Annotated in this window: 14 protein-coding genes and 1 riboswitch; all 14 genes read right to left on the bottom strand. The window is 64.2% G+C overall.

Translation table 11 applies throughout. The features are described from left to right. Window positions 1–45: 45 nt before the first annotated feature. Entirely contained in the window at window positions 46–309 is a 264-nt protein-coding gene (locus ACIQC5_RS12395) for a phosphoribosyl-ATP diphosphatase (RefSeq protein ID WP_223948697.1), read from the bottom strand. A 115-nt stretch (window positions 310–424) separates the two neighbouring features. Continuing rightward, window positions 425–910 carry a 6,7-dimethyl-8-ribityllumazine synthase gene (gene ribH, locus ACIQC5_RS12400; RefSeq protein ID WP_400282366.1) on the bottom strand — a complete coding sequence of 162 codons (486 nt, stop codon included), beginning with the start codon at window positions 908–910 and terminating at the stop codon, window positions 425–427. 18 nt (window positions 911–928) lie between these two features. Beyond that, on the bottom strand, window positions 929–1,630 hold the full coding sequence (gene ribA / locus ACIQC5_RS12405; RefSeq protein ID WP_400282369.1) for a GTP cyclohydrolase II: 702 nt from the start codon (window positions 1,628–1,630) through the stop codon (window positions 929–931). Next, window positions 1,630–2,352, bottom strand: a complete 723-nt coding sequence (gene ribB, locus ACIQC5_RS12410) for a 3,4-dihydroxy-2-butanone-4-phosphate synthase (RefSeq protein ID WP_400282372.1) — start codon at window positions 2,350–2,352, stop codon at window positions 1,630–1,632. The genes ribA and ribB overlap by 1 nt, the downstream gene beginning before the upstream one ends. Next, window positions 2,349–3,020, bottom strand: a complete 672-nt coding sequence (locus ACIQC5_RS12415) for a riboflavin synthase (RefSeq protein ID WP_400282375.1) — start codon at window positions 3,018–3,020, stop codon at window positions 2,349–2,351. The genes ribB and ACIQC5_RS12415 overlap by 4 nt, the downstream gene beginning before the upstream one ends. Continuing rightward, window positions 3,020–4,135: a bifunctional diaminohydroxyphosphoribosylaminopyrimidine deaminase/5-amino-6-(5-phosphoribosylamino)uracil reductase RibD gene (ribD, locus tag ACIQC5_RS12420; protein WP_400282378.1), complete on the bottom strand. Its 1,116-nt coding sequence runs from the start codon at window positions 4,133–4,135 to the stop codon at window positions 3,020–3,022. The genes ACIQC5_RS12415 and ribD overlap by 1 nt, the downstream gene beginning before the upstream one ends. Next, window positions 4,132–4,830, bottom strand: coding sequence for a nicotinamide riboside transporter PnuC (gene pnuC, locus ACIQC5_RS12425; protein WP_400282382.1), 699 nt, complete (start codon window positions 4,828–4,830; stop codon window positions 4,132–4,134). Before pnuC ends, ribD begins: the two co-directional genes overlap by 4 nt. Window positions 4,831–4,918: 88 nt before the next feature. Then, a riboswitch (FMN riboswitch) is annotated at window positions 4,919–5,073 on the bottom strand. 108 nt (window positions 5,074–5,181) lie between these two features. Continuing rightward, window positions 5,182–5,838, bottom strand: coding sequence for a ribulose-phosphate 3-epimerase (rpe, locus tag ACIQC5_RS12430; RefSeq protein WP_400282385.1), 657 nt, complete (start codon window positions 5,836–5,838; stop codon window positions 5,182–5,184). A gap of 90 nt (window positions 5,839–5,928) precedes the next feature. After that, window positions 5,929–7,479 carry an RsmB/NOP family class I SAM-dependent RNA methyltransferase gene (locus tag ACIQC5_RS12435; protein WP_400282387.1) on the bottom strand — a complete coding sequence of 517 codons (1,551 nt, stop codon included), beginning with the start codon at window positions 7,477–7,479 and terminating at the stop codon, window positions 5,929–5,931. Further along, window positions 7,476–8,396 (bottom strand): methionyl-tRNA formyltransferase, encoded by a 921-nt coding sequence (gene fmt / locus ACIQC5_RS12440; RefSeq protein WP_400282390.1) that lies wholly within the window; start codon window positions 8,394–8,396, stop codon window positions 7,476–7,478. Before fmt ends, ACIQC5_RS12435 begins: the two co-directional genes overlap by 4 nt. Then, a complete protein-coding gene (def, locus tag ACIQC5_RS12445) occupies window positions 8,393–8,965 on the bottom strand; it encodes a peptide deformylase (protein ID WP_400282393.1) in 573 nt (190 codons plus the stop codon). The genes fmt and def overlap by 4 nt, the downstream gene beginning before the upstream one ends. A 51-nt stretch (window positions 8,966–9,016) precedes the next feature. Beyond that, entirely contained in the window at window positions 9,017–9,919 is a 903-nt protein-coding gene (locus ACIQC5_RS12450; RefSeq protein ID WP_400282396.1) for a cytochrome, read from the bottom strand. A 37-nt stretch (window positions 9,920–9,956) separates the two neighbouring features. Beyond that, complete coding sequence (locus ACIQC5_RS12455) at window positions 9,957–10,187, bottom strand: hypothetical protein (RefSeq protein WP_400282399.1); 231 nt, start codon at window positions 10,185–10,187, stop codon at window positions 9,957–9,959. 204 nt (window positions 10,188–10,391) lie between these two features. Then, window positions 10,392–11,102 (bottom strand): SpaH/EbpB family LPXTG-anchored major pilin (locus ACIQC5_RS12460; RefSeq protein ID WP_400282402.1); only part of this gene is annotated, 711 nt, incomplete at its 5' end.

An 11,102-nucleotide genomic window follows, 5' to 3' on the forward strand; every position in this document is an offset into this window, starting at 1 on the left:
TGGGCCTCCCAGTAGGAAGTCCAACCAGCTTGCGGAGTGGCGTGGCTAGAGATGCTTGTAAACGTCCTCCAGGCTGAGCCCCTTGGCGAGCATGAGGACTTGCAGGTGGTACAGCAGCTGGGAGATTTCCTCGGCAGCAGCGTCGTCGGATTCGTACTCCGCAGCCATCCAGACTTCAGCGGCCTCTTCGACCACTTTCTTGCCGATGCCGTGGATTCCGGAGTCCAGTTCGGCAACCGTGCGCGAGCCTGCCGGGCGGGTCGCTGCTTTCTCACTCAGTTCTGCGAACAGCGTCTCGAAATTCTTCACGCCCTCCAGACTACTTGCTCCGGGCCGGGCGCCGCTTGTTGGGGCGTTGCATGACGAAGGGGATGTGAGTGAAGACACACCCACATCCCCTCCAGAGTCCGCAGTGCGGACCCGATTAGCTGTACTGCTTGAGTGTGACTGCTGTTGCGAGGGCGGCGGTCACAGCTTCGTGTCCTTTGTCCTCCGCGGAGCCCGGGAGGCCTGCGCGGTCCAGGCCCTGCTGCTCGGTATCGCAGGTCAGGACGCCAAAGCCGACCGGAACGCCGGTGCGCACGCTGACATCGGTGAGTCCCGACGTCGCCGCCTGGCAGACGTAGTCGAAGTGCGGTGTGCCGCCACGGATGACCACGCCCAGGGCGACGACGGCGTCAAAGTGCGGTGCCAGCCTGGCGGCGGCAACGGGCAGCTCGAAGCTTCCAGGGACGCGCAGCAAGGTGGGTTCTGCAATTCCGGCTTCCTTGGCCGCGCGAAGAGCACCGTCTACCAGGCCATCCATGATCTGGGTGTGCCAGCTTGCCGCCACAATGGCGAGCTTGAGCTGCGAGGTTTCCTCGGGATTGAGGGTGGTGAGGTCGATAGTGGGGGCGCCGTGTCCGCTCATTGTTTGTGTGGGTTCCGTTCAGTCTTGGTCGTTGGTGAAAATGCGTGTTGCGGAGGACTTGCCGTTGCCGGCGGGCTCAGTTTCGAGCGTTAGCCGATGGTCCATCCGGTCTTTCTTGGTCTGCAGGTAGCGCAGGTTCTGTTCGCGGGAAGGAACCTCAGTAGGAACCATCTCCACCACGGACACGCCCGCCTGCGCGAGGCGGTTCTGCTTGTCCGGGTTGTTGCTCAGGAGCCGGACCTTGTGCAGGCCCATCTCGGCCAGGATCTGGCCTGCCGCGCTGTACGAACGGGCATCCACCGGCAACCCGAGCTGCTCGTTAGCCTCAACGGTGTCAAAGCCTGCTTCCTGGAGCGCGTAAGCCTTGATCTTGTTGGCAAGGCCAATCCCGCGACCCTCCTGGCCACGCAGGTAAAGCAAGGTCCCGCCCTCCTCGTGGATGAGTTCAAGGGCAAAAGCCAGTTGCTCCCCGCAATCGCAACGGTAGGAACCGAAGACATCACCGGTGAGGCATTCGGAGTGCAGCCTGACGAGCGGCGCCTGGCCCCGCTTGGGCGGGTTGGGCGAACTCACTGCGAGGTGTTCGACCCCCGTGACGTGGTCCGTCCAGGACTGGGCCACGAAATCACCAAAGGCCGTGGGCAACTGGACGATCGGGCCGCCGCTCACGGGATGGGGGGCGCGGGCGGCGTCTCCGCTGCGCGTTGTCGATGCAGTCATCACTTCTCCTCGTCTGCCACTGGAACCTCTGCTACTGGACCGTCCGTCGCCCGGGACTCCGCCGCGTCGACGTATGCCACCAGGTCCTCAATGGAGATGAGGGGGCATCCGTGTTCGGCGGCGAACTCGCGCAGGCTGTCCAAGCGCATCATTTCACCATCGTCATGTACCAACTCGGCGATCACGCCCACCGGAGCCAGCCCGGCGAGACGGCACAGGTCCACGGCAGCTTCCGTATGGCCTGGACGTTCACGCACTCCACCCTTAACGGCCCGCAGCGGGAAAATATGCCCGGGTCGCGTGATGGCCGCCGGGGTGCTGGTGGGATCGGCAAGAATCCGGGCCGTCAGCGCCCGGTCAGTGGCCGAAATACCGGTGCTCACACCGTGGGCGGCGTCGCAGGAAACGGTGTATGCGGTGCCCTTTGCGTCCTCGTTGACTTCCACCATGGGCGGCAGCGCGAGGGTGTCGGCGCGGTCCCCTTCGAGGGGCACGCAAATGACGCCCGAGGAATATCGGATGGTCCAGCCCATGAGCGCGGGAGTGGCGTGCTCAGCGGCGAAGATGATGTCGCCTTCGTTCTCGCGGTCTTCGTTGTCGACAACGATCACGGCTTTTCCGGCGGCCATCGCGGCGATGGCCGCTTCCACGGGATCGAGACCCTGGCGCCTGACCGCGTTGGGGAGGTCTGCAGTCGGAATGCTCTTCGTTGAGGTGCTCATCGCGCAGCCTCCTGATCTGCAGTAGCGTCGTCGCCGGCCCGGTGAGCCGGGGCGCCCTGGGGCGCGAAGGACAGCAGCCGTTCGGTGTACTTGGCCAGCACGTCCACTTCCAGGTTGACACGGGCACCGACGGGCTTGGCGCCCAGTCCGGTTTCCTCGAGGGTGGTCGGAATAAGGCCTACCTCGAACCACGGGGCCGCTTCGGCGGCGGCACTCACTGCTGTGACAGTCAGTGAAACACCGTCGACAGCGATCGACCCCTTTTCGGCGATGTACCGTGCCAGCGGGGCCGGGACGCCAAAACGCAGCCTGTCCCAGTTGCCCAGCGGTTCGCGTTCGAGCAATTCCCCAACGCCGTCCACGTGGCCTTGGACAACATGTCCGTCCAACCGGCCCCCTGCCTGGACGCAACGCTCCAAGTTCACGGTGTCGCCCGCGGCTAGTTCGCCGATGGTGGTGCGGACCAGGGTCTCCCCCATGACGTCCACGCTGAAATCCTGCCCGTCAATGCGGGTTGCGGTGAGGCAGACGCCGTTCACCGCGATCGAACCGCCCAACGCCAGACCATCGGTGGTGGTCGGCGCCTTCAGGCGCAGCGTCGCGCTGGCATCGCCGTCGTGCTCAATGCCCAGGACAGTGCCCTGCTCGGCAACGATTCCGGTAAACATCAGTGTCCTCCTGTGACGTGTTCCGCAGCTTCACTGCGCGGAAGGGAATTCTTTGGTGCGGTGGATGTGGACCGCATGGATCGTAGGTGCAGCCTGAGATCGCTGCCCAAGGTTTGGACGGAGCCGCCACCGGCCTCGTCCCAAGACCAGCGTTGCGCGTCGGCAAGGGTCGAGATGCCGAGGTCCCGCAGCGCGGGAGTGCCCGAGCCCAACAATGTGGGTGCCAGGTAAATGATCAGTTCATCCACCAAGCCTGCGGCCAGGAACGTACTGAGGATGCTGGAGCCACCTTCGACCATCACATGCCGGACGCCCTCGGCGAAGAGCATATGAAGCGCTTCTGCCGGCTCCCTGGTGGGCAAGTGCAGAAACTTACCGTCGGTCCCCCGGACCGCGGCCGCCTCGGGAACATCACGAAGTCCCATGACGGCCCGCAACGGTTGCCTTGGCGACGGGTCGCCGGCGGGAGTTCGGGCAGTCAGCCGTGGATCGTCAATCAGGACGGTTCCCGTGCCTACAAGGATCGCGTCGATCAGTTCACGGAGCCCGTGATTGTCCGCCAGCGACTCCGGGCTGGAGATCCATTGACTGGTCCCGTCCACCGCCGCAATGCGGCTGTCCAGCGTCTGGGCGATGTGCAAGGTGACGAACGGACGTTGGGTTGCGACGGCGTCGAACCATTCGCGATTGAGATCAAACGCCTTGTCGGCGGCGAGGCCGGATTCGACGTCGACTCCCGCAGCTTGCAACGTCCGGGCGCCGCCCGCGGCGGGATCGTGGGGATCATCGACGGCGTAGATCACCTTGGCCACGCCGGCTTCGATGATGGCCTGCGCGCAGGGACCGGTGCGGCCCACGTGGTTGCAGGGCTCCAGGGTGACCACCATAGTGGTTCCCTTGAGGTCCACGCCCCGCTGAGCGGCCTGGTGGATGGCGTCGGCCTCGGCGTGGGCTGTACCGGCTCCGCGGTGGTAACCCGTCACGAGATGCTCGCCGTCGCGACCGAGGACAACAGCTCCCACCAACGGGTTCGCGCCGCGCGGCCCGCCCAAGGCAGCCGCCAAGGCGACGTCCATCGCGGCCGTTTCTGCAGAACTGAAAACTGTAGAGGTCATGGCGCAGCTCCAACGGCTGCGGGTACGACGCTTGCGGTGTTGTTCCCGTGTTCCCGCTTGTCGGCCCGCCACCAGACGAAGAACCCTGCGAGGGTGAAGAAGCCGTAGAACAGGTACATGACGGCACTGGCGTAGTAACCAGCGCTGAATAAGAGCGGCACGCCCACAATGTCCACGGCTACCCAGATCAGCCAGAATTCCGTCCAGCCCTTGGCCATGCCGTACGTGGCGAGAAGGGATCCCATGAACGTCCACGCGTCGGCCCACACCGGTGGGTAGGAACCCAGAGCGTCAAACAGCGGAGTCAGTGCGGCTGTGCCGGCGATCATCGCGCCAATCAGGGCGATCCGGACCTTGTTGCCGGCCCAGCCGGGAATAATGGCACGCCCTTCGGTACTGGCCTGCTTGCTTTGCTGCCAGCGGGACCAGCCATACACGGCGACGCCGATGAACATGATTTGACGGGCGGCCTGTCCCCAAAGAGTCGCGGGGGCGGCCGCGCCGAAGACGTTTCCAAGGAAGACCGTCAGCAAGAGGATATTCCCCACAATGCCCACGGGCCATGCCCAGACTTTGCGGCGCATTCCGCCGAGGGCGCTGGCGAGCCCAAAAATGTTGCCAAGCACTTCGCGTAAGACAAGCGCAGATCCTCCAACGGGAATCTGTGCTTCGAAGAGCCATCGCAGAAAGTCCATGCCGTTCCTTCCCTCTAAGCCGCGATGGCTCCGGGGGTGTACGACAGCGCAATGCCGGGCGCCGCTAAAGGACACCCAAAGCATGACTGTACGTGCTTCTCCCATCCAGACTTTAACTGTCGGTACCGGAATTTCACCGGTTCAACCGTCTGCCATCGGGTTCCAATTGCTTGGATCCCAGTGGCGCGCGGGTCGCGGACTATAACCGCCGGTTCGGACTTACACCGACCCCGGAGCACGTATTGTGTGTTGCTATTCTGCCATAACCGGACAGCCGGTCAGGCTATTCCCTGCAATCTTCGTAACAGGCATGACGGTAGTCACGCCTGTTCGGTCGAAACCGGAAGATTCCTAGCGCGAGCCCGCTGCGCGCAGCTTCTCGATCGCGGCTGCGGGGTCCTCATGGCCGTAGACGGCCGATCCCGCTACGAACACGTTGGCGCCCGCTTCGGCTGCTCGGAGAATGGTCTCCTCAGTGATGCCACCGTCCACCTGCAGGGCAACCCCGATGCCGGAGCCGTCGATAGCAGCCCGGGCACGCCGGATCTTGGGCAAGGTGACGTCAAGGAAAGACTGCCCACCGAAGCCAGGTTCGACCGTCATGATCAACAACATGTCCAGCTCGCTGAGCATGTCCAAGTACGGTTCCACGGGAGTGGCCGGTCGCAGGGCCATCCCTGCCTTGGAGCCACGGGCCCGCAGTTCCCGAGCCAGCTTGATCGGAGCCATGGCGGCCTCGGCATGGAACGTCACGGAAGCGACTCCGGCGTCCGCGTACGCCGGCGCCCAGCGGTCGGCGTCGGAGATCATCAGGTGGGCATCCAGCGGAACCGGGCTGACGGCCTGGATCCGCTGAACTACGGGCAGCCCGAGGGTCAGGTTGGGCACAAAGTGGTTGTCCATGACATCCACGTGGACGGCATCGGCGTTGCTGATCCTCTGCAACTCCGCCTCAAGATTGACGAAGTCAGCGGACAGGATGCTCGGGTTGATACAGCACTGAGGCATGGCAATCCCCTCGGGTTGATGGTGGGCAATCGACGGCACATGCCGGACACAGCAGAAGCTACCGCGTCCGGCATGGGATCCGCGAAAGGGTTACGGCTTCTTGCGGATAATCGCCATGAACATGGCGTCGGTCTGGTGCACGTGCGGCCAGAGTTGGGCCGTGAGCTCGTGGCCCGCACCGAGGTTGCCGTTCAGGCTGACGGCATCCAGCGCCTTGCCGGCGTCGAGCAGTTCAAGGTCCTCACGCTTGGCCAGGACGTCACTGACGACGGCGGTGGTCTCCGCCGGGTGCGGCGAGCACGTCACGTAGGCCACCACTCCGCCGGGCTTTACGGCGTCAATGGCGGACTTCAACAACTCCCGCTGCAGCGGACCGAGATCCGCGATGTCCTTCGGGGCGCGGCGCCAGCGGGACTCGGGGCGCCTGCGCAGTGCGCCGAGTCCGCTGCACGGGACGTCTACGAGGACACGGTCAAACGCCTCGGGCTGCTCGCCGCCGACTTCGCGACCATCACCGGTCCGGACGGTCCAACTCTCGTCCGGCACTGCGGAGAGAGCCTGCTGAACGAGCTTGGCGCGGTGCGGTGCGGGTTCGTTCGCCAGGAGTTTGGCGCCGTCGCGGTGTGCCAAAGCGGCCAGCAGCGCCGCCTTTCCGCCCGGTCCTGCGCACAGGTCCAACCACTGCTCGCCGTCGGAAGAGGCAGTGCCAAGATCGACACCGGCAAGTGCACGGGCCACCAGCTGTGAACCGACATCCTGGACGCGCGTCGTTCCTGTGCGGACAGACTCGAGACGTCCGAGGTCGCCACCGGCGGACAGGGCAGAACCTTCCACCAACTCGCCCGCTGTGGCGCCCAGGTCGAAGGCTTCATCCAGGCTGCCAAGGCCAGGCAGCGCTACAAGATTCACTACGGGCGCGGCGTTGTCGGCCTCCAGGAGGGCCTCAATGTCTGACGAAGGACGTCCGTGATTGACCAGTGACTGGCGCAGGGCGCGGACAATCCACTCCGGGTGTGCGTGCCGCAAAGCAGCAATCTTGGTCGCGTCGGTTTCGTTCTCCAGGAGCACCTCGAGCCACTCCTCCATGGTGTGGGCGGTAACCCTGCGCAAGACGGCGTTGATCAATGTCGACGGTCCGGCTCCAATGACGGCGCGGGCAAGGCCCACGGTCTGGTCGAGTGCAGCGTGAGCGGGAACGCGCATGGAAAGAAGTTGGTGCGCACCGATTCGCAAGGCATCCAGGATGGCGGGATCGAGTTTCTCCAGGGGACGATCCACGCATCGGGCCAGGACGGCGTCGTAGGTGCCCTGGCCGCGCAGTGCGCCGTAGCTCAGCTCAGTGGCAAAGCCGGCATCACGACGGTCCAGACGGTGCTCGCGGATGCGGGCCGGAAGAACAAGGTTGGCATAGGCATCCTCGGACGCGACCGCCCTTAGAACTTCGAACGCCACCAAGCGGGCGGGATCCGCACGACGCGTTCGCTGGGAAGGGGCGTTGGTGGAGTAGCCCTTCTGCGGGCCACGGTTGCGCTCCCGCCCTTGGGCATTGCGCTTGCTGTCGGCGCGCGGCCCACGGTTGCCTTGTCCGCCACCGTCCCGGCTCCCGCTGCTGTTGGGGCCTCGCCGGCCGGACTCACTCATTCGAATACCACTCTTTCGGGTGTTGCCAAGCCGCGGGCCCAATCGGCCGACGACATCATCTTCTTGCCTGCCGGCTGGATCCGGCCAAGTTCCACCGCGTGTGATCCAGTGCCTACCAGTACGGCCTTTCCACTAACGCGGATGGCCCCTGGAGCAAGGTCCCTGACCTCGGGGCGCAGCCCGACTGGTTCAAGCTTGACCCGCTGGCCTTCAAGTGTTGTCCAGGCGCCAGGTTCGGGAGTCACCCCGCGTGCCCTTCGGTTAAGGGCCAGGGCGGGTTCGTGCCAATCAAGGCGGCCATCGTCGAGCTGCAGCTTCGGAGCAAGCGAGACATCCCCGCTTTGCGGCTGCGGGGCGGCTTGTCCTGCGTCAATGGCTGAAAGTGTTTGGCTCAGCAGGACAGCGCCACTGATAGACAGACGGTCCAGGAGGTCTCCTGCAGTGTCTTCCGGGCGGACGGTTTCCGTGAGCGTTCCGAAGACGGGACCTGTGTCCAGCCCCTCTTCGAGCTGGAAGGTTGCGGCTCCTGTGATGTCGTCGCCCGCGATGAGAGAACGCTGGACCGGGGCGGCACCCCGCCATGCCGGCAGCAGGGAGAAGTGCAGGTTGACCCAGCCATGCTTCGGGACGTTCAGTGCCGTGCGAGGAACAATGCCCCCGTATGCAACGATCGCCGCAACATCGGGGCTTACCTCGGCGATTCGCGCCGTGGTTTCAGCGTCGACCTTGGCCGCGCGGATGACCTTGATGCCCAGCTCCTCCGCACGCGCAGCGACGGGCGACGGGGTCAGGACGCGTTTCCGGCCCAGCGGAGCATCGGGGCGGGTGAGGACCGCCACGACGTCGAAGCCCTCCTTAACCAGTGCATCCAGGGACGGAACCGCCACCGCAGGAGTTCCCGCGAAGAGAACCCTCACTCGGGCACCCCAAAACTACCGCCACCAAAACTGGAGCCCACGGACGTTGCCCGCTGCGACGTCGTCTGCTCCGTAATGGCGTGATAGTTGGCGTTGCGGATGGCACGAAGCGCAGCCTTCCGGTCCTCGCCCTCCAGCCGATCCGTGTACAGGACACCGTCAAGGTGATCCGTTTCGTGCTGAAAGCAACGTGCCAGCATGCCCTCTGCGTCCACAGAAACAGGATTCCCGTTCAGATCCACGCCGGTTGCCTTGGTGGCGCGGTGACGCCGGACCGGGAAGCCGAGACCCGGTATGGAGAGGCAGCCCTCGACCTCGTCGGGCTGGAAGTCCTCGCTGTTTTCGAGGACAGGGTTGATGATGTGCCCTTCCACTCCCCCGATCCGGTACGTGAAAACACGCTGGCTGACGCCAATCTGGGGTGCGGCCAAGCCTGCGCCGTCCACATCCTCCATGGTTTCCGTCATGTCAGCAACAAGCTTGGCCAACTCAGGCCCGAATTCCGTGACGGGATCTGCGACGGTGCGCAACACCGGATCGCCGATGATTCGGATACTCAAAATGGCCATCTGCTGTCATTCCTCACGATCGTCAAAACTCTGGTCCGGCTGTTGCGGAGCCTAAGCCAGTTTAGTTGAGTGCATCGTGTTGCCGCCGCCCAAGGCGGCGCTTCCTTGTGAGATGTACGACGGCGGAGCCACCGGCAGGAGCGCATGTCCGGCTGCCAGGACGTCGGCATTCATTTCCCAGACGCGCCGGAGCGCGCAGAACTTCCACCAGTGGTGTTTGAGGACATCCGGGTTGGCGCGCTGCGGGCGGACTTCGGTTTCGCCGATGGCCACAGCGAGCAACATGGGATTCTCGCCATAGGCCCACGGCTCCCATTCGCCCGTCACCGGGTCCACCAGGCTTTCCTCGGCCTTCATGCCGGCCACGAGCTGCATGACGACCTTGTCATCCAACGCTTTGACCGTGCCGTCCCGCGTCGTGCCTTTGGTTTTGTAGTCAATCAGGCAGATGCGCCCGTTGATCCTGGCGACCAGGTCCAAGGTGCCTGCGTACCCCACGGCCTTGTTCCACACTGTGATCTCCGGTGCGATGGGTTCCACCCGGTAGAGCTCCCACCATTCATCGAAGCGGGCGGCGAACGCCTGTTCGCCGTTGGAGGCAAGCTCGTCTCTGCATTCCTGCATCCGGTGGGGGCGCCCCAGCGCGCGCAGGGCCACTTGCTCACAGTAGTTGTGGACCCGATCGCCACGCGCAGCGGCGTCGTCCCGGTACACCTCGGCGGCCTTTGCCGCCTTGTTCACTGCCTGCCGGATCCTCGCGGGGCTCCCAAGCAAGCCTGGAAGTTCGGGATCCGCCGCCAAGCTGCTTGCTCCCATATAACTGAACCAACCGTCCAGGGAGTGCGCCTGCTGCCCTATCACCGTGGTGATGGAGGGGACAGAGAATTGCTCTGTCGTTGAGCGGGCGTACATTCGTCCGTAGTCGGTAGCGTGGGCAAGAAGTGGAGCAGTCATACAAAGACTCTGACACAGAGCACCGACAGAATTCCCCTCAGCTGCCAGGCATGCCCGCTCTTGCTGCGCTAATACCGCCTTCGGCCGGCCATTCCCCAAGGATCATGGCCACCTGTTCAGCCGGCAGGCGAGCGAGCTTTGCCGCAAGGATGGGCGACGTCGTGGCCAAGTCTTTCAGGGGTGCCTCGGAGTCTTCAGCTTCTGTTGTTCCATTCACGTTGATGCTGTGCACTGACGGGCCTTTTTGTGACGCCGGAATGCTCCGCATGCACCGAATGTGGCTCGGTATCGCAGCAGTTGACCATCAAACGGGCTGCGGCGGTTTTGAAGTGCAGCAGCTATGGAGAGTGCTGAGGGGAATGCAAGTGGGGAAGAGCGCTTGGTTGGCGTTCTTCCCCACTTCGGGTTCGTTCATTCCCGGGTGCCGCGGTGGCGGCTATCCGGTGTTGTGGCTGGTTGTTGTTGGTTGTGGTTAGTTGTTGTTGGTTTTGCGGTTGCGGGCGAACATCAGTGCTGCGCCGGTAACGAGCAGGGCGCCTGCTGCGTAGAGGATGCCGGTTCCCACGCCACCGGTCAGGGGCAGTTCAAAGCCGCTGTTGGAGGGGATGTTCTTGACTTGCAGGTCGATCCCGACGGTGGTGGTGGCGGTGTTGATCAGGAAGGAAACGGGCTCGGCGAGCAGTTCGTATCCTGCCGGGGCGGTGGTCTCGACGAGGTAGTAGGTGCGGTACTCGGCGTCGCCGGGTGCCACGGCTGCGCCGTTGGCCCAGTCCGAGTAGCGCAGGCCGGAGATGGTCAGGGTGCCGTCCGCTGCGACGGTGAAGACGGTCTGGCCGTTGAGGGTGATCGGGTTGGTTCCGGCTTCGGCGTCGGCTTGGGTTGCGTAGACGGAGAACGCGGCACCGGCAAGGGCGGCACCGTTCTCGTTGACCTTCTGCAGGGTCATTTCGCCCCATTTGGTCACGACCGGGGGTGTAACGATCGGGCCGCCGGGCTGGCCCGGGGTGATGGTGAAGCTGTTCGCGTTCGGGTAGACGAGTGCTTCGTTTTCGATTTCACCGATGGTGTTGACCTGGGTGTTGACGACCACCTGCACGCGGGTGTCGGTGTGGGCTGCCAGGATGGCAAGGCCGGCGGGGGTGAAGATGACCGAGACGGTGTTGTTGGCGGCGTCGAAGTTCAC

The organism is Paenarthrobacter sp. NPDC092416, from assembly GCF_044755025.1.
Lineage (GTDB): Bacteria > Actinomycetota > Actinomycetes > Actinomycetales > Micrococcaceae > Arthrobacter.

Coding starts and splice junctions, on each gene's coding strand:
- ACIQC5_RS12415 (WP_400282375.1), bottom strand. CDS start 3,020: ATGTTTACCGGAATCGTTGCCGAGCAGGGCACTGTCCTGGGCATTGAG.
- def (WP_400282393.1), bottom strand. CDS start 8,965: ATGGCCATTTTGAGTATCCGAATCATCGGCGATCCGGTGTTGCGCACC.
- ribH (WP_400282366.1), bottom strand. CDS start 910: ATGAGCGGACACGGCGCCCCCACTATCGACCTCACCACCCTCAATCCC.
- ribA (WP_400282369.1), bottom strand. CDS start 1,630: ATGACTGCATCGACAACGCGCAGCGGAGACGCCGCCCGCGCCCCCCAT.
- ACIQC5_RS12450 (WP_400282396.1), bottom strand. CDS start 9,919: ATGACTGCTCCACTTCTTGCCCACGCTACCGACTACGGACGAATGTAC.
- ACIQC5_RS12435 (WP_400282387.1), bottom strand. CDS start 7,479: ATGAGTGAGTCCGGCCGGCGAGGCCCCAACAGCAGCGGGAGCCGGGAC.
- pnuC (WP_400282382.1), bottom strand. CDS start 4,830: ATGGACTTTCTGCGATGGCTCTTCGAAGCACAGATTCCCGTTGGAGGA.
- ribD (WP_400282378.1), bottom strand. CDS start 4,135: ATGACCTCTACAGTTTTCAGTTCTGCAGAAACGGCCGCGATGGACGTC.
- ACIQC5_RS12455 (WP_400282399.1), bottom strand. CDS start 10,187: ATGCGGAGCATTCCGGCGTCACAAAAAGGCCCGTCAGTGCACAGCATC.
- ribB (WP_400282372.1), bottom strand. CDS start 2,352: ATGAGCACCTCAACGAAGAGCATTCCGACTGCAGACCTCCCCAACGCG.
- rpe (WP_400282385.1), bottom strand. CDS start 5,838: ATGCCTCAGTGCTGTATCAACCCGAGCATCCTGTCCGCTGACTTCGTC.